Genomic DNA, 22,535 nt, shown 5'->3' on the forward strand with positions numbered 1-22,535 from the left:
CTGCTATTTGATCAGGATCAGATTTCCTCGTACAGCGGCAAGGTCAGGAATTCGGCGAACGATTCCGACGTCGACATTTCCTCGAAAATCTGGCCGGCGCGCACATAGGTCGGGCCGTTGCCGCCTGGCGCATCGCGCTGCACCTTGGCCAGCTCTTCGGGAATCATGGCGCGCACCATCTCGGCCGTGACCTTGCGGCCGTCTTCCAGCACGCCTTTGCTGGAACGAATCCACTGCCACACTTGCGAGCGGCTGATCTCGGCCGTGGCCGCGTCTTCCATCAGGTTGTGAATAGGCACGCAACCATTGCCGGCCAGCCAGCTGCCCAGGTAATGGATGCCCACGTTGATGTTGTAGCGCAAGCCCGCTTCCGTGATCGGCGCTTCCGGCTGGAAGTTCAGCAGATCCGATGCTTTCACGTCGATGTCGGGACGCTGCTTCTCGATCTGGTTCGGCTTGTCACCGAGCACTTTCGTGAACTCGCCCATGGCCAGTTCCACCAGGCCCGGATGGGCAACCCAGCCGCCGTCGTAGCCGTCGGTAGCGTCGCGCGCCTTGTCGTTGCGCACGCCACCCATGGCGATGTCGTTCTTTTCCGGATCGTTCTTGATCGGGATCAAGGCTGCCATGCCGCCGATCGCTGGTGCACCGCGCTTGTGGCAGGTTTTCAGCAACAGCAAGGCATAGGCGCGCATGAATGGCGCCGTCATGGTCACTTTCGCGCGGTCGGCCAGGCAGAAATCCTTGTCCAGCTTGAATTTCTTGATGCACGAGAAGATGTAATCCCAGCGGCCCGCGTTCAGGCCCGAGCTGTGTTCTTTCAGCTCGTACAGGATTTCATCCATTTCGAAGGCCGCCAGAATGGTTTCGATCAGCACCGTCGCCTTGATCGTGCCTTGCGGCAAGCCCAATTCGTTTTGCGTCATGACGAAGATATCGTTCCACAGACGCGCTTCCAGGTGCGATTCCATCTTCGGCAGATAGAAATACGGGCCGGCGCCGCGTGCCAATTGCTCCTTGGCATTATGGAACATGAACAGGGCGAAATCGAAAATGCCGCCGGAAATGCGCTTGCCATCGACCAGCACGTGCTTTTCATCGAGGTGCCAGCCGCGCGGACGCACGACGAGTGTCGCGATTTTGTCGTTCAGCTTGTACGACTTGCCATTTTGCTCCAGCGAAATCGTCTTGCGCACGGCGTCGAACATATTGATCTGGCCTGTCAGCTGGTTATCCCAGTTCGGCGTGTTCGAATCCTCGAAGTCCGTCATATAGCTGTCCGCGCCAGAATTGAAGGCGTTGATGACCATCTTGCGCTCGACGGGACCCGTGATTTCCACGCGGCGGCATTCCAGCGCCTTCGGAATCGGCGCGATCTTCCAGTCGCCGTCGCGGATGTGCGCGGTTTCTGGCAAGAAATCGGGACGCTCGCCCGCATCGAGGCGCTTGGCGCGTTCCACGCGCACGGCCAGCAATTCCTGACGGCGCGGCTCGAAAGCACGCGTCAGCTTGGCCACCAGCGCCAGCGCGGCCGGCGTCAAGATCTGTTCATAGCCGGGCTGGATGTCACCCGTGATTTGCATGCCTTCTGGAAGTGCGATCGTGTTCTGCGTCATGAAGTTCTCCGGTTTTTAATAAATATAAGCAAAGGTAATCTGGTGATCCAAGTATAAGCTGAACGACTGCGGGGACAAGCTGGACAGAGGCGCAAAAACACTCTGCAAGGCGGCGCGTTTGTTCTATAGTATTGCACTATAAGGCATGGAAACGAGATTAAAAATCACTTCATCTATGCGTTTTTATCACAAGTGAAGACATAGCAGGAGCCGTAATGGGCCAGTTCAGACAAATATCGACGTTCGTGGAAGTGGTCGCCAAGGGCAGCCTGTCGGCCGCCGCGCGCGCGGAAGGGATCGCACCGGCCATGATAGGCCGGCGCCTCGATGCGCTGGAGCAGCGCCTGGGCGTCAAATTGCTGCAGCGTACGACGCGCAAGCTGGCGTTGACGAATGAAGGCGCCGCCTTCCTGGAAGATTGCCAGCGCATCCTGGGCGAACTGGAGGAAGCGGAAGCGGCCGTGGCAGTACGCAGCGTGAAAGCCAGCGGCCATTTGCTCATTTCCGCGCCAGCTGGCTTCGGGCGGCAGCACGTGGCACCTTTAATTCCCTCTTTTGTCGCCGAGCACCGCGACGTGACGGTGTCGCTGAACCTGAACGACCGCCTCGTCGACCTGATCGGCGAAGGTATCGATGTGGCCATCCGCATCGCCAGCCTGTCCGATTCCTCGCTCGTAAGCACCAAGCTGGCCGACAACCAGCGCGTGCTCGTCGGTTCACCCGCCTACCTGAAACGGGCGGGCACGCCCCGCATCCCGGCCGATCTGGCCAAGCACAATTGCCTGGCGATCAGCAGCGAAGGTAGCCAGCGTGGCTGGACTTTCCGCGAAAACGGCAAGAATGTGATCTTAAAAGTGGCCGGCAATATGGTCTGCAACGATGGCGAAGTGCTGCACGACTGGGCGCTGGCCGGCAAGGGCCTGGCATGGCGCTCGATGTGGGAAGTGGGCGCCGAGATCGCCTCGGGCCAACTGGTGACGGTGCTGGACCAGTTCGCCGCCCCGGGCAATGATATTTATGCCGTGTTCGCCCAACGCCGCCACTTGCCGCTGCGCATACGGGCGTTCGTGGATTTTTTAAGGCACAGTTATTCGCAACCCGACTACTGGCGTGAACGAGCAATCTAGCTACTGCCGGCCGGACTGGTAGAGCGTCGTTTGACGCAGAGTGGTGTAGGTCGGCGTAGGTCGGCTTAGCGCAGCGTAAGCCGACACCAGCTCACACATCTTGCCAACGCCACTCTTGTCGGCTTACGCGCAAGCGCTAAGCCGACCTACCTGATGATGCAATGCATGCCAAAAAGAGCCGCGTAGCCCATAAAGCACTCGAAAAACCCATGCTTCACGGAAATTCAGGCGAAAAAAAATCCTCGGAGACCGAGGATTTCTTTATTTCGTTTGATCCAGCGTATTAGATTGGCTGAATGTTCGAAGCTTGCTTGCCTTTAGGGCCAGCGGTCACTTCAAAAGAAACGCGTTGGTTCTCTTGCAGGGACTTGAAGCCGTTCGACTGGATAGCCGAGAAGTGAGCGAACAGATCTTCGCCGCCTTCGTCAGGGGTAATAAAGCCGAAACCCTTCGAATCATTGAACCATTTTACGATGCCAGTTGCCATTACAATTTCCTATTTCAGTTAAGTTGGGCTTGCGCCCGTTATATCGTTTGAAGCAAGAAAGAAATGACAGACAAACTGCACTACTACCTCGAATCCAACGATGCCCAATTATACCAACAAAACTGAGAAAAACCATTCTTTCGCAAAATAAACTTACGAACACTACTTTAATAGCCAAATCCCCGTCTTGCGGCGCCCTGTAGCAGCGGCATGGAGACACTATATCCTAATCTGCGACGCGGGTGCTTTGCGTTGTATCAAATGAATCATTGCAACCACATCTCTATAGTACTGTCGCTCACGCGGTGAAATGGGTGGCGGCCGCATCGCGTCCCGCCCAGTCCAGTAGCGCCGCCACCTGCGCCCGCACGGCGGGCCATTCCGCCACCGCTAGCTCGGGGGCATTGAGCATGGCGCGCACCAGTTGTTCGATGCGCCGGCATTCCTGGCCCAGTGCGGCAAAGCCGAAGGTAGCGGCCGAGCCGGCCACCGCATGCAGTGCGCGGTGCAGCTCCGTCAACGGTTCCAGGCGGGGGCCTTCGCTGTCGCAGCGGCTGCTTGCCTGCGCGATCGCCTGCAACAGGGCCGGCACGCCAGCCGCATATTTTTCATTCAAGGCGCGCAAACGCGCGCGAAAGTCCGGATCGATCAAGGTTGCCATAGCAATACTCGCTTGATGCGGTTTACTTGGTGCCGAAGATGCGGTCGCCGGCGTCGCCCAGGCCTGGCACGATGTAGGCGTGGTCATCCAGGTGCGAATCGAGCGCGGCGCAGAACATCTTGACGTTCGGATGCGCGTTCTGGAACACGGTCACGCCTTCCGGAGCGGCAACCAGGGCCAGGAAGATGATCTGCTCGTCCGTCACGCCGCGCTTTTTCAGCACGTCGACGGCATACACGGCCGAATTGCCGGTCGCCACCATCGGATCGCACAGGATAAAGGTGCGCTCATTCAGGTCCGGCAGGCGCACCAGGTATTCCACGGGCATGTGGGTGGCCGGGTCGCGGTACACGCCGATGTGGCCCACGCGGGCCGATGGCACCAAGTTCAGCAAGCCATCGCTCATGCCGATGCCGGCGCGCAGGATGGGCACGATGGCCAGTTTCTTGCCGGCGATAACAGGCGCGTCGATCGTGACGAGCGGCGTCTTGATTTCACGCGTGGTCAGCGGCAGGTCGCGCGTGATTTCATAGCCCATCAGCAGGGTGATTTCCTTGAGCAATTCGCGGAAGGTGCGCGTCGACGTATCGTGCTCGCGCATGTGGCTCAGCTTGTGCTGGATCAATGGGTGATCGGTAATGAACAAATTCGGGAAGCGTGGGTCTTGTTTCATATTGTTTTTCTTTCTCTACTGTCTGGCGCGGCGGCAAGCCTGGGCCGCAAGCGCCGTGTATCGATAAAATGATGGATTGCAGCATTATCCCAGCCCGCAGCCCGCCTGTGGCCGGAATTTTCGAAATAATCGGATTTATTGAAATCAATACTCGCGTAGCGCGCGCGCCAGGATGGCCGCGCAATCGGTGCCGGCCGGCAAGCGGCCATACGCCCCGCCCGGCGCCTGCATCAGGCGCGACTGCAGGAATGCTTGCGCGATGAAGGGCGGCGCATGGCGCAACAGCAAGGCCGCTTGCACGGCCAGCACGATGCGTTCGGACAATTGCCTGGCACCAAATTCATCGGTTTGCGGCCCGTCCAGGTCAGCCAGCAGACGCGCGCGATAGCCAGCAAAGATGGCATCGCCATCGCCGGCCAGCGCCAGCTCGGCCGCCAGGGCGTCGCGCGCGGCCGGCGATTTTCCGAACGCGCGCAAGACATCGAGGCACATGACGTTGCCTGAACCTTCCCAGATCGAATTGACGGGCAGTTCGCGGTACAGGCGCGCCAGCGGCGCGTCTTCCACATAACCGGTGCCGCCCAGCACCTCCATGGCCTCGAAGCCGAAGCCGGGACCGCGCTTGCAGATCCAGTACTTGCCGGCCGGCGTCAGCACGCGCGCCAGCATCGCTTGCCGCGGATCGTCCTTTTCATCGAAGCAGCGGGCCAGGCGCAGCGCGAAGGCCGTGGCCGCTTCCGATTCGAGCGCCAGGTCGGCCAGCACGTTTTGCATCAGGGGCTGCTCGGCCAGCGGCTTGCCGAAGACGGCCCGCTGGCGCGCATGGTGCAGCGCCTGCGTCAAGGCGGCGCGCATGATGCCGGTGCTGCCCAGCACGCAATCGAGGCGCGTATGGCTGGCCATTTCCAGAATCGTGGGTATGCCCCGCCCCGGCTGCCCCACGAGCCAGCCGTAGGCATTCGTGAATTCCACTTCCGACGAGGCATTCGAGCGGTTGCCCAATTTATCCTTCAGGCGCTGCACGCGGATGGCGTTGCGGCTGCCGTCGGGCAGGTAGCGGGGCAAAAAGAAACACGACAATCCCCCCTCTTCCGCCTGGGCCAGGATCAGATGGGCGTCGCACTGGGGCGCCGAAAAAAACCATTTGTGGCCGACGATGCGCCAGGCGCCGCCGGCCTCGCCGCCGAACAGGGCTTGCGCTTCGTCCGGCGGCACGGGCACGGCGCGCGTGGTATTGCTGCGCACGTCCGAGCCGCCCTGCTTTTCCGTCATGCCCATGCCGACCAGCGCGCCCCGCTTCTGCTCGACGGGCAAGGAGCGGGGATCGTATTCGCGCGACAGGATTTTCGGCAGCCAGCGCGCGGCGATGTGCGGCAGATCCAGCGCCTGGCGCAAGGCCGGCACCGAGGCATACGTCATCGTCACGGGACATTGCGTGCCGTTTTCCACCTGCCCCACTAATAGATAGGCGGCCGCGCGCGCCACCTGGGCGCCAGGACCGGGCGCAGCCCAGGGCGAAGCATGCGCCCCGGCGCCCACGAGGATGGCCATCAGTTCATGCCAGGCCGGATGGAACAGCACCTCGTCGATGCGGCGCCCGGCCCGGTCGAACTGCTGCAGCTCGGGCGTGTGGATATTGGCCTGGCGCGCCAGCGCATAGGTCTCGGCGCAGCCCAGCCTTTCGCCCAGCGCGTCGAGTTCCTGCAGCGCCGCCCCGCCGCCCTCGCGCAGCAGCGCTTCGATCAGCGCCGGATCGCAGGCGAACAGATTGACGTTTTCAAACGGCGTGGCCTGGTTGAAAACTTCATGCGTGTCAAAAGCATTCATGGGGGTCCCCCGCGATTTGTTATCATGGCGCCCTTGCCTGCCGTGGACGCACCGTCAACACCGTCTGCCAGCCAGACTAGCGTAAAGCGCATGACGGGGCAAGCGCGCCAGTGGAAGCGAGCGCAGATAAATGTTTCCATGTGGAATGAAAATGCCTGCGTGCGTCGCGCGGCATGATTTTTTTCATGGAAGGCAGGAATATTTGCAAAACCTGAAGCAATGTTGCTCTATTTCATGTAATCGGGTGCTTTTCAATGATACATTTCGTGTGGATCGCGTTCCGATAGCCGCCCTTCGGCCCCTATGGCGCGCGTCATGCACGACGCACTCTTTCCGTTGGCGCCCTGCCCTGCAGCGAGCGCCGGCACTGATAATAAAAAGGTAAAAGCCAGCACGATGTTTTCCAGTACCCCATCCGCCGCCCACCGCGAGGCTCGCCACGAGTTGGACAACCTCATGGAAGAGGCAGGCGACGTCGTGTTCCGGCTCGATATGGACGGCCTGATCCTGTTCGCCAGCAAGCGCGCGGCCACCCTGTTCGGCGCACCATCGGGCCTGACCGGCCACTTGCTGCTGCCGCTGGCCACGGAAGCGTCGCGCGCGGCGCTGCAGGCAGCGCTGGAAGACGCCCTGGCCGAACCGGGCCGCCTGGAAGTGCGCCTGCAAACGCCGGACCAGGAAATCTGGTTCGAGCTGCGCCTGTCTTCTTATATGAACGCGGCCGGCGTGGCCGAATTGCTGGTGGTCGGGCGCGACACGTCGGCCCAGCACAATACGGAAGAACGGCTGCGCCACATGGCCACGCACGATGCGCTCACGGGCTTGCCGAACCGCTTGCTGCTGTCGGACCGCATCCGCATGGTGATTGCCCAGGCCGCCCGTTCGGGCCAGGGCTTTTCCGTCGCCACCATCGGCCTCGATGGTTTTAAAAAGGTCAACGATGGCCTGGGCCACCCCGTCGGCGACGCCGTGCTGCGCCTGGCCGCCGCGCGCCTGCGCAAGACCCTGCGCGACAGCGACACCCTGGCACGCGTGGGCGGCGATGAATTCGTCGCCGTGCTGCCGGGCAGCGCCACGGACGCGCAGATCAAGCTGGTGACGGGCCGCTTGCTGGCGACCCTGCAGGCGCCGTTCGAAGTGGACGGCCACACGATCTACGTGGGGGCGTCAGTGGGCGTCTCGATATATCCCCTGCACGCGGAAGATGAAGTGCGCCTGGTGGCGCTGGCCGATGCGGCCATGTCGCGCGCCAAGGAAACGGGCAAGGCCCGCTGCCTGGTCTATAGCCCGCGCCTGAATGGCCCGTCGGAACACGATATTTCGCTGGAAGCGGCCATGTTCCAGGCCGTGCGCGAAGGCGAATTCCTGCTCTTTTACCAGCCCATCGTCGATGCGCACACGCGGCAAATCCAGGGCTTCGAAACCCTGATGCGCTGGAAGCACCCGACCCTGGGCCTAGTGCCGCCCGTGCGCTTCATCCCGATTGCCGAAGCCAATGGCCTGATCAACCTGCTGGGCGCCTGGGCGCTGAAGGCGGCCTGCGTACAGCTCAAGCAGTTTCAGGAAGTGGCCAAGCGGCCGTTGTACATCTCCGTCAACATCAGCCCGCGCCAGTTCCGCAACGACAAATTCCTCGACGTGCTCGATGACGCCATCGCGTTTTCCGGACTCTCCGGCGAACACCTGGTGCTGGAAATTACGGAAGGCACCTTGATGATCGACCCCGTGCATGCGGAAACCATCCTCGTCAAGATGACGGAGCGCCGCGCGCGCATCGCCATCGACGATTTCGGCACCGGTTATTCTTCGCTCGCGTATCTGAAGCGCTTCCCCATTTCCGTGCTGAAGATCGACCGCACCTTCATCAAGGACTTGCCCGCATCGAGCAAGGATGCGGCCATCTGCAACACCATTCTCGATCTGGCCAAGCATTTGAACCTGTCCGTGGTGGCCGAAGGCGTGGAGACCGAAGAGCAGATGCACTTCATCGAATCGCGCGGCTGCCAGTACGTGCAAGGCTACCTGACGGGTAAACCGATGCCGGCCCATGCCGCGCTAGCGGCCCTGAGCGAGAAAACCTATGCGGCGCTGGTGCCTGTGCCGTCTGCCAATGAACCGCGCGGAGGGGTGCAATGAATCCAGGTCATTTCACGGTACCGACACAGCTGGGCAAAAACACCCTCGACCTGCTGTGGGCGCGCACGCGCCAGCAGGGCGACATGCCCGGCTTCGCGAAAGCCATCAGCGCCATCCTCGGTGCCATGCGCGGCGAGGACGACCACGAATTCGACATCACGCAAACGGTGCTGTCCGACCCTGTCCTCACGCACAAGGTGCTGCGGCTGGCCAACAGCGGCATGTATTCTGCCTTCGGCCAGCGCGTCAACACGGTCTCGAAGGCCGTGCTGGTGCTGGGCATCGACGCCATCGGCCACCTGGCGCTGGGCCTGAAATTGATCGAGGAATTGTCGCAGGCCTCGCCCGATTCCGTCAGCGCCCACGTGGAAATGGAAAAGGCCGTGCTGGCCGGGATGGTGGCGCAGCAGGTGGCCACCAGCGCCGGCAGCCTGCAGGCGGAGCAGGCCGTCGTCTGCTCAATGCTGCACACCCTGGGCCGCATGATGGTGACGTTCTACATGACGGACTTCTGGGCGCGCATGCAGGCGCATGCGGGTCCCGGCAACGAAGCTGCCGCCGCGCGCGAAATCCTCGGCCTGTCGCTGCCGGAAGTGGGCTATGCCACGGCCGCCCACTGGGGCTTGCCGCAGCACCTGATCAACGGCATGCGTCCGATGGACCCGTCGCCCGACAACGCTCCCGTCAGCGGCGCCGACTGGATGGCGGGCCTGTCGACGATGGCGGCGCGCTGCGCCGACTCGCTGTGGCACGACGATGCGGCCGGCGCGGCGCAGGTCCACGCGCTGATCGACGATTATGCGGGCACCCTGGGCATCACCGCGACCGACCTGGTGGTGGCGGTGGACAAGGCCAAGGCGATGGCGGCGGCCGACCTGTCGATCGCGCCCCTGTCGAAACCGGCCGAACGGCGCGCGCGCCAGCTGGCGTCGACGCGCATGCGCGCCGAAGGCAACCGCGTATTGATCGGCGGCCTGGCCGACCTGCGCGGCGCCATCGGCAGCGCCAGCCCGGGACAGATGGTCTCGATGGCGCTCGAAACGCTGCACCAGGGCTTCGATTTTTCGCGCTCGGTGGCATTCGTGCGCAACCACAGGGATCATCTGTATTCGGCGCGCATCAGCATGGGCGAAGGCATGGCCGACTTGCAGGATTTGATGGTGTTTGGCGATGCGTATGAGCCGAATGTCTTCCACGCGGCCCTCAATAGCGACCGCGTGATCTTCATCGACAATGCGCGCGACCCGAAATTTGCCGCCAAGCTGCCGCAATGGTGGAAGGCGACGTTGTCCGAAGCGCGCAGCTTCGTCGTGCTGCCCCTGTCGGCCAACGGCCACCCCACGGGATTTTTGTACGGCGACTGGGACGACAGCTTCCCGCCGATCCAATTGAACCAGACGGAATTCAACCTGATCAACGATATCCGGGCTTTGCTGGTGCAGTCGGTGGAGATGCGGCACCAGCTGGAGCTGGTGGCGAACAAGGTGGCGTGACAGGAAGCGCCAACGATGTTGTCGGATTACGCGGGGCGATGCCCCGCTAATCCGACCTACACGCACGCATGCCGTGGGCCGTAGGTCGGGTTAGCCAGAATGGCGTAACCCGACATCACCGCAACGCAGGCCCGTCATCCGACAACATTTCAATTTACTTCAACTTCGGCGTCGAAACCGACACATCGCCGCATTGCGCGCGGTGCATCAGGGCGTGGTCGATCAGCACCAGCGCCAGCATGGCTTCGGCGATCGGCGTGGCGCGGATGCCCACGCACGGGTCGTGGCGGCCGAACGTTTCCACCATCACGGGGTTGCCTTCTTTATCGATCGAGCGGCGCGGCGTGCGGATCGACGAGGTCGGCTTGATGGCGATCGAGACACTGATATCCTGCCCCGTCGAGATGCCGCCCAGTACGCCGCCGGCGTTATTGCCGATAAAGCCTTCCGGCGTCAGTTCGTCGCCGTGCTCGGAACCCTTTTGTGCCACGGAATCGAAACCGGCGCCGATTTCCACGCCTTTCACCGCATTGATGCCCATCATGGCGTAGGCGATGTCGGCGTCGAGCTTGTCGTAGATGGGCTGGCCCAGGCCGACCGGCACGTTTTGCGCGATCACGTCGATGCGCGCGCCGATGGAATCGCCATCGCGGCGCAATTGGTCCATGGCCTCTTCCATGCGCGCGATCAGGTCCGCGTCGCCGCTGGCGGCAAAGAACGGATTCGCATGCACGTGTTCCCACGACTGGAATGGCACGGGGATGTCGCCCAGCTGGCTCATGCACCCCTTGAAGGTGGTGCCGTATTGCTGCAGCAGCCATTTCTTGGCAATCGCCGCCGCGCCCACCACGGGCGCCGTCAGTCGCGCCGACGAGCGCCCGCCGCCGCGCGGATCGCGCACGCCGTATTTATGCCAGTACGTGTAGTCGGCGTGGCCGGGGCGGAAGCTTTCCGCGATATTGCCGTAATCCTTGCTGCGCTGGTCTTCATTGCGGATCAGCAGCGCGATGGGCGTACCCGTCGTCACGCCCTGGTATACGCCGGAGAGAATCTCGACCGTATCGGATTCCTGGCGCTGCGTCACGTGGCGCGACGTGCCCGGCTTGCGGCGGTCCAGCTCGGGCTGGATATCGGCTTCCGACAGGATCAATCCTGGAGGACAGCCATCGATCACGCAGCCGATGGCCGGACCATGCGATTCGCCGAAAGTGGTAACAGTAAACAGCTTGCCAAAAGAATTGCCGGACATAGTAGGAAGTGTGGGGACTGGAAAACTCAATTCTACCAGCCTGCGGGGCATGCCATGCCGCTAATGCCACGACCAAGCCCGATATTGCCCCACCCAAATCGCCATTTTTTAATCCCGTGTATTTTTTCATGCAAAAAACACCAGATATGAGTTGCAATCATGCAAATCAAGAAATATTGCCCCACAGAATAGATTTAAAAAAACATTTTGCTTATTAAATAGCTATATACTTGGATCAAAGCGCGCCACACAATACTGGCTATCAAACCGATTTGGACTGCGCCGAGAGCACATCACAAATGCCCAGGGCTAGGCGCGTTGCCGAAGACAGTACGCAAGTACGGCGAGGCAACGCAACAACGCCATGGGCTTTTGCGACGCGCTCGTATAAACATCGAGTCATCCTGGAGAAGCTATACATGCCCGCACCGATCATCCCCCTTGACGCCAACAAGGACGATCACGACGACCTGGTATTCCTCGATGAGCAACCGGCTGCGCCGCTGACGGCCGCACCGCGCAGCGTCTGGCGGGTGATGATCATCGACGACGATGAAGACGTTCACTCCACCACCACTTTCGCCCTCGGCAACCTGGAAATGCAGCACCGCCCGCTGGAATTCGTGCATGCGTATTCGGCCGGCCAGGCGCGCGAACTGCTCAAGCATGAAGACGACATCGCCGTCATCCTGCTCGACGTGGTGATGGAACAGGATGATGCGGGCCTGCACCTGGTGCGCTACATCCGCGAAACCCTGAAAATGACGGACGTGCGCATCATCCTGCGCACGGGCCAGCCCGGCTATGCGCCGGAAATCGACGCCATCCGCGATTTCGACATCAACGATTACAAGACCAAGTCCGAACTGACGCGCATCAAGCTGTTTACGACGGTGACGGCGGCCATCCGCTCGTACGAGCAGATCCGTTCGATCAACAGCAGCCGGCGCGGCCTGGACCGTATCGTCCACGCCAGCACGCAGCTGATGGCGCTGCACGGCGTGCAGAATTTCTCGGCCGGCGTGCTGGCGCAGATCGCCGACCTGCTGGGCATCCGCGCCGACGGCGTGCTGTGCGTGCAGGACTTGCAGGACAACGGCAGCAAGGAGCTGCTCGTCTCGGCCTGCACGGGCAGCTTTTCCAGCTTGCCGCACAGCGCCCTGTGCGGCCTGCAAAACCCCCGCGTAATGGCCGCCATCGAGCACACCCTGGCGCAGCGGCGCAATGTGTACGCGCACGACTACGCCACCCTGTACTTCGCGGGCAAGGCCAGCCGCGACGCTGCCGCCTACCTGGTCCTGCCGCGCCCCCTGTCCGCCATCGATGAAAGCCTGCTGGAAGTATTCTGCAGCAACGTCGCCGTGGGCCTGGACAACGTCGAGCTGGTGTCGCACCTGCACAACGCCGCCTTCTACGACCAGTTGTCGAAGCTGCCCAACCGCACGCGCCTGGTGGAAATCCTCGACGCCACCTTGTCCGGCCCCGCGCGCGACGACGCCACATTGTCGCTGGTCGACCTCGACCACTTTGCCGAGACCAACGACGCGCTGGGGCACCAGTTCGGCGACACCCTGCTGATCGCCGTGGCGGGCCGCTTGCAAACCCAGCTGGGTCCCCAGCTGACGGTGGCGCGCCTGGGCGGCGACATCTTTTGCGTGCTCGGCGACTCGTCGCAAGTCAACCCGAACAAGATCCTGGCCCTGTTCCAGCCGCCGTTCTGCATCGATGGCCAAGACGTGCAGCTGTCCGCCACCCTGGGCCTCGTGCGGCTCGGTGAACATGCGGGCACGGGCGCCGATGCGCTGAAGGATGCCGATATCGCCCTGAAGCGGGCAAAAAGCCAGCAGCGCGCCGGCCACTTCTATTTCTCGCGCAGCATGGGCATCGAAATCCGCGAACGGGTGCGCATGATGCACGCGCTGCGCACGGCTTTCAGCCAGGACCAGCTGTTTGTCGTGTATCAACCGCAGATCGACCTGACGACGCGCCGCCCCGTGGGCGCGGAAGCGCTGCTGCGCTGGCAGACGCCGGATGGCAAATTCATCTCGCCCGACCGCTTCATCCCGATCGCCGAATACTCGGGCATCATCATCGACCTCGGTGAATGGGTGCTGCGCACGGCCTGCCGCGAACTGGTGCTGCTGCGCGAACAGGGCCACCGCAACTTCGTCATGTCCGTCAACGTGTCGCAAGTACAGTTCCGCCATCCGCTGTTCCTGGAAATGCTGCGCGCGGCACTGGAAGAAACGCAGGCGCCGCCCGAGTTCATTGAACTGGAAATCACGGAATCGATGGCCATGGAAGAGCCGGATCTGCTGATCAAGATGCTGTGGCAGATCAAGCAGACGGGTGTCAGCATCGCCATCGACGACTTCGGCACGGGGTTTTCCTCGCTATCCTATTTGCAGCGCCTGCAAGTGGACCGCCTGAAAATCGACCGCGCGTTTGTGACGGAAATCACGGGTTCCGCGCGCGGCAGCAGCATCGCCGAAATGGTCATCCAGCTGGGCCGCAACCTGGGCCTGGCCGTGATCGCCGAAGGCGTGGAAGACGAACGGCAAGCGCAAATTTTGCAGGCGCTGGGCTGCCCGATGGCGCAAGGCTTTCTGTTCGCCCGCCCGATGACAGCGACGGCGCTGGGCACCTGGCTGAACAACGAGGCGCTGCAGGGCGCTGCCTAGGCATCACTTTGAATCGACCATGCAAAACGCCGGCATCTGCCGGCGTTGTTTTTACTGCATAGTGATCGCTTAATCGGTAGTTTCGGCCGGCCAGTCGCGGATGTACGCTTTGAGCATCTGGTTTTCAAAGCTTTGCGCTTCGAGCACGGCGCGCGCCACGTCGTAGAAGGAAATGACGCCCAGCAAGGTCTTGGCGTTCATAACGGGCAGGTAGCGCGCATGTTTTTCCAGCATGATGCGGCGCACTTCGTTCACTTCCGTATCCGGGGTGACGGTGATCGGGTGGTCATCCATGTGCTTGCGCACGGTGCCGCCGCCGATCTGGCCCGCGTTTTCATGCAGCGCGTTCAGCACTTCGCGGAAGGTCAGCATGCCGACCAGGTCGCCAAATTCCATGACCACCAGCGAACCGATGTCTTTTTCAGCCATGGTATTGGCCGCGTCAAGCAGGGGCTGGTCAGGCGTGACCGTGTAGAGAATATTGCCCTTGACTTGGAGAATTTCAGATACTTTCATATTGGCCGTCCTGTCCGCGTGATTGGTATTTTAGTTATTCTAGCCCTTACTGCGACTGTAGCCTATGCCTGCGGAAAAATCCAGCCTTGCGCGCAATCAAATCGTGGGGGATTGCGCAGCACTTTGCATCACGCGCGGCGGCGGAACCAACCTGCGATGGACAAGCGCTCGCGCGCCGTCGGCAGCACTTCATGCAGCATCTCGCCCGACATGAACATGGCCATGCGGCCCGCTTGTGGCGCTATGTCCACCACGGGCGCGCCTTGCGGGTGCAGTCGCAGTTCACCGCCGTGCTCGGGCAGCCAGTCGTCGTTCAGGTACAGCACGACGGACACGGTGCGCTTGTCGTCGTCGCGGAAACGGTCCAGATGGGCCCGGTAAAAGGCGCCCGGCGCGTACAGGGCGAAATGGCTTTCGTATTCTTCCAGGCCCAGGAACAGTTCGCGGTTGAGCAGGCAGCGCAGCGTTTCCATGTGTTCCAGGTAGCGGTCGCACGCCTCTGAACGGCCCGTTTCCAGCCATTCGATATGGTCGCCGCGGATGTCCGGCTGCAGCAGCGGCGCATGGCCGCTGCCCACGCCGGCGCCCTTCATCTTGCCGCTGAGCATGGATTGCACGCATTCGGCGGCCAGCTGGCGGCTCAGTTCAGGGGAGATGAAATGCTCTTGCATGAGCCAGCCTGCCTGGCACAGGCCGTCGACGATAGAGAGTCCGGGAACGGCAAGGGAGCCGTCGAACGATATTGCGGGCATAAAATCTTTCCTGGTGGACTTGCGATGAGAGTTCGCCTGAAGCCCAGGATTTCGCTGGCACGTAGCAGCCCTCCCTGCGGCGCGGCGCACGCGCACAGGTAAAACAGCCCGAATATCGCTGATCCGGTATCCTACCACCGCCGCACCGCGCCGGTCACTTTTTTTACACTGCTGGTTACACGCCCTGCTTGAGGCCACGGCGCCATGCGCCCTGCACAGGAGCCCTTTTGCTCAGCGGTAAATCAGGTTACGATCTTGCCACTATAAAACTTGGCGGAGACACCATGAGCGGCCCGAAATACCCCGGTTTCGATACTTTATCCCTGCATGCGGGCGCCGCGCCCGATCCGGCCACGGGCGCACGCGCCACGCCCATCCACTTCACGTCCTCGTTTGCCTTCAAGAGTTCGGAACATGCGGCTTCGCTGTTCAATATGGAGCGGGCCGGCCACGTGTATTCGCGCATCTCGAATCCCACCAACGCCGTGCTGGAAGAGCGCATCGCCGCGCTCGAAGGCGGCGTGGCCGGCATCGCCACGGCCAGCGGCCAGGCCGCCATGCACCTGGGCCTGTCCACCATCGCGGGCGCCGGTTCGCACATCGTTGCCTCGCGCGCCCTGTACGGCGGCTCGCACAACCTGCTGGCCTACACCTTGAAACGCTTCGGCATCGAGACCACCTTTGTCGACCCGCGCGACGTGGACTCTTGGCGCGCCGCCATCCGCCCAAATACAAAAGTGCTGTTTGCCGAAACCCTGGGCAATCCGGGTCTCGACGTGCTGGACATCCCACGGATTGCCGCCCTCGCGCACGAGCACCACTTGCCGCTGATGCTCGATTCGACGTTTACCACGCCGTATCTGCTGCGCCCTTTCGAGCATGGCGCAGACCTGGTATTCCACTCAGCCACCAAGTTTTTGTGCGGCCATGGCACGGCCATCGGCGGCTTGCTCGTCGATGGCGGCACTTTTGATTGGCAAGCCGCGTACGACAAGACGGGCCGTTTCGCCGAACTGTGCGAGCCGTACGACGGCTTCCATGGCATGGTCTTCGCCGAGGAATCGACCGTGGCGCCATTCGCCCTGCGCGCGCGGCGCGAAGGCTTGCGCGATTTCGGCGCCGTCATGAGCCCGCACAATGCCTTCGCCGTGCTACAGGGCATAGAAACCCTGGGCCTGCGCATGGACCGCCACGTGGCCAATACGCGCAAGGTGATCGATTTCCTGCTGGCCAATCCGGCCGTGGAATCCGTGTCCTACCCGGAACTGCCGTCGCACCCCGATTACGAGCTGGCCAAGACCCTGCTGCCGAAAGGCGCGGGCGGCGTGTTTACCTTCCGCCTGCGGGGCGACCGTGCGGCGGGCCAGCGCTTTGTCGACAGCCTGAAAATCTTCTCGCACCTGGCCAATGTGGGCGACGCCAAGTCGCTCGTCATCCACCCCGCCTCCACCACGCATTTCCGCGTGCCCGACGATCAACTCGAACAGGCGGGCATCACGCAGGGCACCATGCGTCTGTCCGTCGGCCTGGAAGACGCGGATGATTTGATCGAAGACCTGGCCCGTGGCCTGAAACTGTCGCAGAAAGGCGCCTGAGATGCTGCTCACCATCGACCATACCGCCGCCTACTGCTACACGGGTGGCAAGCCATTCCACCCGAACCAGCCGACGGCCGTCTTCATCCACGGCGCGCAAAACGACCACTCCGTGTGGGCCCTGCAAACGCGCTATTTTGCCCACCACGGCTGGAACGTGCTGGCCGTCGATTTGCCGGGCCACGGGCGCAGCCTGGGCGCGGCGAAAACCACGGTGGAAGAGCTGGCGCGCTGGATACTGGCCGTGCTGGACGCTGCCGGCGCGGCCAGGGCCATGCTAGTCGGCCACAGCATGGGTTCCTTGATCGCGCTGGAAGCGGCATTCCTGGCGCCCGAAAGGATCAGCCACCTGGCCATGCTCGGTTCCACCTACCCGATGAAAGTCTCGCCGGCCCTGCTGGAAACGTCACTCAACGATGAACAGGCGGCCATCGACATGGTCAATATCTGGTCGCACTCGTCGATCGCGCAAAAACCGTCGTTCCCCGGCCCCGGCTTTTACGCCATGGGCGGCGCGCGGCGCTTGAAACAGCGCATCGCCACCCTCAACCCCGATCATGTGTTTCACACGGATTTTTTTGCCTGCAATGCCTACGCGAACGGCGGAATCGCCGCCGCTTCGGTACACTGTCCGACTTTATTTATTTTCGGCGCGCGCGACATGATGACGCCGCCCAAATCGACCCGTTTGCTCACGTCTGCCATCGCGCATGGCACGGTGGTGCAAGTCGACAGCGGGCACGAATTGATGGCCGAGCAGCCCGACGCCGTGCTCGACGCGCTGTTTGCGTTTGCGCAAACGGCAGCGGCATGAGCGCTTTTTTAGGATAGATGCACATGTTGTTGAATACCCTGTTCGATGAATTGACTGGCCGCGGCAGCGGCACGGAAGCGGCGCGGCACGAGCGCTACAACTGGCTGGAACAGCTGCGCTGCGCCAACCCGCAGGCGGACGAAGGCGGCCCCATGGCAGGCATCCCCGGTCACCACTGGTACCGGCTGCCGCAGGCGCTGGTCGTGGCGGGCCAGCAGACAGACCTGCTGGTCGGCACAATGAATGCGCAATATCTGGTCTTCCCAGGCCGCCACGCGGCGGCATTCGCGGCCGAACTGGGCCTGCAATACGACGCCAACAACCGCATCGACCGCCCCGGCGGCCTCGATGAATTGCTCGACGCCTATGAAGAACAGGCCGACGGCAGCTGGACCACCCTGCCGGCAGGCCAACCGGCTCCACCGCTGGCTGGCTGGGACGACGTGTACTTCCGCGTGCGCGACCTCAGTGACGGCAAGGCCATCCAGAGCGTGACCACCATCGCTTACGAAAGCAGCCGCTTTCCCGGCTACACCCTGCTGGGCACGACCCTGGTGGGCGCGGGCGCCATCGCGCACGACGACGAGACGGCGCAATATTTGCAGCAGGTCTTCGCCGACTGGGCCATCCAGCGCGACTGCGCCGATGCCTGCGCGCCATCGTCCGAACCCTGGCCACACGCGCCGCGCCAGACGCCGCCTGCCCCGTTTGACTTCGCCCGCAACCTCGCCTACCTCGACGCCTTGCTGGCCGCCTACGCACGCGCGCAGGCGCAGGCGGAAAACGACGGCGGCGACGCGGCCTACTGGGCATGCGCGGCCGCCAGCACAGCTTACCAGGTCTTCTCGCTGCGCTACACGGCAGGCTTGCCCTTGTCGGCAGTGGAAACGGCGCTGGAAGCGGCCGTCGCCGCTTGCGAAACGGCGCGCGCGGCCCTGGCTGCGGCCTACGATGACGATGCCTTGCCCGCCTTCGATTTCGAACAGTTGACGGATTACGCGCGCACCCTGCAGCTGCTGGGCGCGGCCCTGCTGTTCGGCCGCCACGACCTAGCCATGCGCCTGGCTGCCCTGCAAACGGCCTTCGATGGCGAAGACGGCGTGTACGAAGCGCTGTTGTCCGCCATCGATCCGCAGCGTCCTGCCGTCGACGAATGGTATTTCGCCGAGCCCTATACCGCCCTGTACGACTGCCTGGACGCGGACGACCCTGCGCAGCAGCTCGAGCACCTGCGCCACTACCTGGCCAGCTGGCACGGGGCCCTGGTGCACGAAGACTGGTTCAACGGCCATTTGCGCGCGCAGGGGCTGGGCGGCTATTACGGCCTGTGGGGTTTCGAAGCGGCTGCCGCGGCCAAGCAGCTGGGCCTCGAGCGCAGCGCGCTAGCGCACTGGCTTATGCCGCCGTCGCCCTGATCCCCCAACATTTAACGAAGAGACATGATCAATACCGCAGCCCTGTTCAGCACCGCCTTTTTACCCGGCCAAGCCGGTTTCGACACCGACGCAATCACGGGCCTGGCCGAATGGCGGCTGGATGTACCTCCGCTGTTCAAGCTGCTCATCGGCGCCGGCACGCAAGCTGTCGCCTGGCCCATCTACGGCGATGGCGAAGACTGCCCCTGCGTGCTGGCCGCGCCGATGGCGCAGGCGCAAGCCAGCTGGCAAGCCCTGTCAACGCTGATGGACAGGCCGCGCGACGCGGCCGCCATCGTCGCGCGCGGCGCCATCAGCAGCTTGCTGGCAGGCGCTCAGCCCTGGCTGGTGCTCGACTGCGTGCAGCTGATTCCCCTCGATATCGATACGCCGGAATACGCGGCCGCGCTGCTAGCACTGCGCGAAGAGGCAGCCAGCTTGCACGCCGCCCTGCTGCGCGGCGACCGGGATGCGCTGGCGCCGTTGCTGACCATCGGTGCCGCGTCGCCGGCCACCGGCTACTGGTCGGCCACCGCCAGCGCGCAGCTGGCCGATGTCGAGGAACTGGACGCAGACGAACTGCCTTTCCTGCAAGGACTGGAAGTGGTGGGCTGGGAGGAGGACGCGCTGTGCTATGAAGTGAGCGCCGCCGGCGAACCGGACGTCACCGGCCTGGTCACGCCGTATGGCCGCTGGATCGTGCCACTGTCGCAACGCTATGTGGACCTGGGTGTTTACTATGCGGACGATGGCTGGATCACCTTTGCCACGGCGGACGCGCCCGATGCGCACGGCGTCATGGACTTGAACGGCACGATGGTGCTGCCGCCCGCCCCCGGCGCCCTGTACGTGATCAGCCCCCACTTGCTGCAGAGAATCGATCCCGACGGCGCCAGCCGCTTGTTGCGCCTGCCCGATGGCGCGCTGCTCATCGACAGGGTGGATAACATATGCCTGCGCGAAGATGGCTTGATCGACATCAAGCGCCAGACAGACCAGGCTGACGATGACAACAAACGCAATGTGTATGGCGTGGTCGACAAGATGGGCAAAGTCGTGGTGCCGCCAGCCTACAGCTCCGTGCAGGATTTCGGCACGAAGAAAAAGATCGCCATCGTCAGCCAGCGCATCGACGGGCGCTTCCTGTTTGGCCTGGTCAATAGCCAGGGCGAGCTGCTGGCGCCATGCCAGTACGAAGCCATCGATTGCGCCACGACCTCGTCGCCGCCCAAATTGCGCAAGAACCTGATCTTCGCCATCGACGCGCAAGGTCTCGCGTGCATGCTGACCCTCGATGGAAAACAGGCTTTCACGCCCCTGTATCCACCCGCCCACCATTTGCGTGGCGTGGCCGTGCAAAGCGACTTTTTATATGTCGTCAAGGATGGCATGGCCTGGAGCATGGATTTCACGGGCCAGTTGCTGGAGCAGTTCGACACCGTGGAAAACTTCAAGGCGGCCATCACGGCGCAACTGAGCGAGGCCATGGGACTGGGCAAAAAGAAACCCGCCAGACGCCGCAGCTTCACGCCCGCACAAATCCTGGCAAAGGCCGACCGCGAGCAATTGCGCAGCATGGCCGCCCTGCTCGTGCTGGGCGATGCGGACCTGGCCGCGCGCTGCGTGGACATCACCCTGGAAGCACTGGCGGAGGACGACCCGGAAGAGGAATACGAAGGCGAGACGCCCGAAGCGGCGTGCTTCTTCCTGCTGTGGTCGACAGCCGCCGATGCGCTGGGCCACGGCACCACCTTGGACTGGAAATCGGTGGAGCAGATCGCCCTCATCGGCCGGCATATCGGCCTGCCCGCGCTGCGGGACTTCCGCTGGGCGGACCAGCAAGACGGCGACGCCATGGCCGAGGGACTGGCCGCCATCGCCGCGCACCTGGCGCCGCACCAGCTGCGCCTCGTGAACATGCAGGACGGCGAGGATACGTATTATCTGGGCGTGGTGCGGGCGCAGGATGCGGAAGCGTTCAAGGTAGTGGCGCTGCAGGCGGCCTTGCGGCCGGTCCTGCTATGAGCGGGTTGCCGGCACGTCGTCTTTATTTGGCGGAACGATCAAACATCGCCTTGTCAAAACGCAGGGTAATGACTTCGGTGTCGTCCGGCTTGCCCGGCTTGCGGCCGTCTTCACCCGGGTAGTTCGTGTCGATTGCCACGACCAGCGTCTGGGCATCGAGTACTTCAACGCTCTCCACCGAGTCGAAAGGCATGCTGAACTTACCCACGGGCATATTGCTCGCCTGCCCGCCTATGCCGTTGGGGTCGGAGATGTTTAGCAAGTCCACCAACAACGTTTTCTTGAGCGCGCCGTCAGCGTCTTTTTCTTTCAAGTCGACCAGGTACAGGCGCTTGATCACGGCCTTGGCGCCCCAGAAGCCATCGCGTTCGATCAGCACGAACTTGCTGCCGCCGACATTGGTCATGTCGCCGATCACGACGCCATTGTCCTTGGCCGCGCCATCCTTGCGGTACACGAGGTTCTTGCCCGTGTAGCGCATGGCGCCGGGGTCGAACTCAAAAATGTTCAGGTAGCGCTCATCGGCTGCGGCGGGCCGCAGCGACGGGTCGCTTGGCGCCGCTTCCGGCACCGCGTAGAGCAGGCTGCGGTCGGCGTTGTAGGCCAGGCTCTCGAAGCCGCGGCTGCCTGACAAGGTAATGCTGGCGCCCTTGCCCAGCACTTCCGGATTTGCCGGGCTGCGCAGGAAAGGATGGGGAACCGGGTCGCCCATCAGCGTGCCGTTTTTGTCGAAGTGCAGGATATAGGGGCCGAATTCCTCGCCCACGAAGTAAGTACCGTCGGCAGCGCGCGCGAGCGACTCGATGTCGAAATCAAAACCGGTCAGCAAGCGGCCAGCGCGAATGCGCACATCCACGGCGATACCGCTGTCGGCAAAGACCAGGCCGCCGGTGGTGTTGCTGGGGTAGTTGACGTAGTCGGCCGTGATTTTCAGGTCAACGCCCTTGCCATCGTTTAAGAAACCCTTGGCGTCGTTGAAGGCCAGGAAGCTGTTGAGCTTGATGCTGCCAGGCGTCTTGCTGGCGTCAGCGGCCGTGCGGAAGTTGATGCTGGCGTTATACAGGCCGAGCAAGAAATCGGCCGAATTGCCCTTGGCGCCATAGCCATTGTCGGCCATGGCAGTCCAGCTGCCGTCGTCATTCCTGAGCAGCGCGGAAAAGCCGGGAATCGGCACGCCACTGGCAAACGGCGGGGTGACGCCCAGCACTGCGGCTGTGAACTGTCCCGTAACCGGCCCTGGCCAGCGCGCCGTGTCAGGCAACGCTGCCCATCCGGCAAGCTGGTGCGGCAAGCCTTCCCCGTCCTTGGGCGCAGCCTCAGGAGCGGCAGAGGAACTGCCGCCGCAGGCAGCGAGCACGCCGCTGACCACCACGATGGCCAGGCCGCGGCACACATTCAAACCGCTCAAATGACAACGCATATTTGCTTCCTCAACAAGATGAATGAAGAGGAAAGCTTACCGGCCTTC

General features: G+C 62.6%; 17 protein-coding genes. 8 read left to right on the forward strand and 9 right to left on the reverse strand.

The window, feature by feature from the left end; all coding sequences use genetic code 11:
* Positions 1–17: 17 nt before the first annotated feature.
* Entirely contained in the window at positions 18–1,616 is a 1,599-nt protein-coding gene (gene aceB / locus VM94_RS07765) for a malate synthase A (protein ID WP_046682925.1), read from the reverse strand.
* A gap of 215 nt (positions 1,617–1,831) precedes the next feature.
* Here aceB and VM94_RS07770 point away from each other — a divergent pair, with 215 nt between their 5' ends.
* Positions 1,832–2,743 carry a LysR family transcriptional regulator gene (locus VM94_RS07770; RefSeq protein WP_046682926.1) on the forward strand — a complete coding sequence of 304 codons (912 nt, stop codon included), beginning with the start codon at positions 1,832–1,834 and terminating at the stop codon, positions 2,741–2,743.
* Positions 2,744–3,026: 283 nt separating this feature from the next.
* Here the strand turns inward: VM94_RS07770 and VM94_RS07775 are convergent, their stop codons facing one another.
* From VM94_RS07775 to VM94_RS07790, 4 genes are all read right to left on the reverse strand, one after another.
* Positions 3,027–3,230, reverse strand: coding sequence for a cold-shock protein (locus VM94_RS07775; protein WP_010398811.1), 204 nt, complete (start codon positions 3,228–3,230; stop codon positions 3,027–3,029).
* Between the two features lie 298 nt (positions 3,231–3,528).
* Entirely contained in the window at positions 3,529–3,891 is a 363-nt protein-coding gene (locus VM94_RS07780; protein ID WP_046682927.1) for an Hpt domain-containing protein, read from the reverse strand.
* 22 nt (positions 3,892–3,913) lie between these two features.
* Positions 3,914–4,564 carry a uracil phosphoribosyltransferase gene (upp, locus tag VM94_RS07785; RefSeq protein WP_046682928.1) on the reverse strand — a complete coding sequence of 217 codons (651 nt, stop codon included), beginning with the start codon at positions 4,562–4,564 and terminating at the stop codon, positions 3,914–3,916.
* A gap of 144 nt (positions 4,565–4,708) precedes the next feature.
* Positions 4,709–6,391 carry an isovaleryl-CoA dehydrogenase gene (locus VM94_RS07790; protein WP_046682929.1) on the reverse strand — a complete coding sequence of 561 codons (1,683 nt, stop codon included), beginning with the start codon at positions 6,389–6,391 and terminating at the stop codon, positions 4,709–4,711.
* Positions 6,392–6,847: 456 nt separating this feature from the next.
* Here VM94_RS07790 and VM94_RS07795 point away from each other — a divergent pair, with 456 nt between their 5' ends.
* Both VM94_RS07795 and VM94_RS07800 read left to right on the forward strand, forming a co-directional pair.
* Positions 6,848–8,527 carry an EAL domain-containing protein gene (locus VM94_RS07795; protein WP_235432870.1) on the forward strand — a complete coding sequence of 560 codons (1,680 nt, stop codon included), beginning with the start codon at positions 6,848–6,850 and terminating at the stop codon, positions 8,525–8,527.
* The gene (locus VM94_RS07800; protein ID WP_046682931.1) at positions 8,524–10,020 is read left to right on the forward strand and encodes an HDOD domain-containing protein; all 1,497 of its coding nucleotides are present in this window, start codon (positions 8,524–8,526) and stop codon (positions 10,018–10,020) included. The genes VM94_RS07795 and VM94_RS07800 overlap by 4 nt, the downstream gene beginning before the upstream one ends.
* Before the next feature lie 154 nt (positions 10,021–10,174).
* Here VM94_RS07800 and aroC read toward each other — a convergent pair whose 3' ends face one another.
* Positions 10,175–11,269, reverse strand: a complete 1,095-nt coding sequence (aroC, locus tag VM94_RS07805) for a chorismate synthase (RefSeq protein WP_046682932.1) — start codon at positions 11,267–11,269, stop codon at positions 10,175–10,177.
* Between the two features lie 419 nt (positions 11,270–11,688).
* On the opposite strand from aroC, the gene VM94_RS07810 reads away from it, so the two are divergent.
* Positions 11,689–13,950 carry a putative bifunctional diguanylate cyclase/phosphodiesterase gene (locus tag VM94_RS07810; protein ID WP_046682933.1) on the forward strand — a complete coding sequence of 754 codons (2,262 nt, stop codon included), beginning with the start codon at positions 11,689–11,691 and terminating at the stop codon, positions 13,948–13,950.
* Positions 13,951–14,019: 69 nt separating this feature from the next.
* Here VM94_RS07810 and VM94_RS07815 read toward each other — a convergent pair whose 3' ends face one another.
* Both VM94_RS07815 and VM94_RS07820 read right to left on the reverse strand, forming a co-directional pair.
* Positions 14,020–14,466, reverse strand: a complete 447-nt coding sequence (locus VM94_RS07815; protein WP_010398828.1) for a CBS domain-containing protein — start codon at positions 14,464–14,466, stop codon at positions 14,020–14,022.
* 128 nt (positions 14,467–14,594) lie between these two features.
* Positions 14,595–15,218 (reverse strand): 2OG-Fe(II) oxygenase, encoded by a 624-nt coding sequence (locus tag VM94_RS07820; RefSeq protein ID WP_046682934.1) that lies wholly within the window; start codon positions 15,216–15,218, stop codon positions 14,595–14,597.
* A gap of 284 nt (positions 15,219–15,502) precedes the next feature.
* Between VM94_RS07820 and VM94_RS07825 the strand changes: the two genes are divergently transcribed.
* Genes VM94_RS07825 through VM94_RS07840 form a run of 4 tightly spaced genes read left to right on the forward strand, consistent with a single transcriptional unit; the run spans position 15,503 to position 21,067 of the window.
* Positions 15,503–16,813, forward strand: coding sequence for an O-acetylhomoserine aminocarboxypropyltransferase (locus tag VM94_RS07825; RefSeq protein ID WP_046682935.1), 1,311 nt, complete (start codon positions 15,503–15,505; stop codon positions 16,811–16,813).
* Between the two features lies 1 nt (position 16,814).
* Positions 16,815–17,627 (forward strand): alpha/beta fold hydrolase, encoded by an 813-nt coding sequence (locus VM94_RS07830; RefSeq protein ID WP_046682936.1) that lies wholly within the window; start codon positions 16,815–16,817, stop codon positions 17,625–17,627.
* Between the two features lie 23 nt (positions 17,628–17,650).
* Positions 17,651–19,042, forward strand: a complete 1,392-nt coding sequence (locus VM94_RS07835; protein ID WP_046682937.1) for a PoNe immunity protein domain-containing protein — start codon at positions 17,651–17,653, stop codon at positions 19,040–19,042.
* A gap of 24 nt (positions 19,043–19,066) precedes the next feature.
* The gene (locus tag VM94_RS07840; protein WP_046682938.1) at positions 19,067–21,067 is read left to right on the forward strand and encodes a WG repeat-containing protein; all 2,001 of its coding nucleotides are present in this window, start codon (positions 19,067–19,069) and stop codon (positions 21,065–21,067) included.
* Positions 21,068–21,089: 22 nt separating this feature from the next.
* On the opposite strand, the gene VM94_RS07845 is transcribed toward VM94_RS07840, so the two are convergent.
* The gene (locus VM94_RS07845) at positions 21,090–22,487 is read right to left on the reverse strand and encodes an esterase-like activity of phytase family protein (RefSeq protein ID WP_046682939.1); all 1,398 of its coding nucleotides are present in this window, start codon (positions 22,485–22,487) and stop codon (positions 21,090–21,092) included.
* Positions 22,488–22,535 lie beyond the last annotated feature (48 nt).

Origin of the sequence: Janthinobacterium sp. KBS0711 (assembly GCF_000988085.1) — a bacterium.
GTDB classification, from domain to species: Bacteria; Pseudomonadota; Gammaproteobacteria; order Burkholderiales; family Burkholderiaceae_D; genus Janthinobacterium; species Janthinobacterium lividum_E.